Annotated in this window: 1 protein-coding gene; it reads right to left on the bottom strand. The window is 71.0% G+C overall.

The features are described from left to right. The coding region (locus AC0IYH_RS32220) for a hypothetical protein (RefSeq protein ID WP_471838385.1) at positions 1 to 262 on the bottom strand (262 nt) is incomplete at both ends.

Below are 262 nucleotides of genomic sequence, written 5' to 3'. Positions count from 1 at the left end.
CCCTGAACGCTCAGGCTTGCGACCTGCGCGTTGGTGCCAAGCGTCGCCGATGCCGGGCCGCCGACCTGCGTCTGCGTATTGGAACTGCGCGTCGTGGTCGTGCCGCCCACGGTCGTGGTGTTGCTGCCGGGGGTGAAGACCGAGTCGGTGCCGAGCGCACGGACGAGCACCTGCCCGGCGGCTGCGTCGAGGGTCAGTCGCGCCGATCCGCCGGTGCCGAAGCTATCGATCTGCACGCCCTGCGAGATGGCCGGGGTTCCCG

It is taken from the genome of Pseudomonas sp. AC463 (assembly GCF_979253585.1).
Note: the sequence above shows the minus strand (reverse complement) of the source record. Positions and strands in the feature narration are given on the sequence as shown.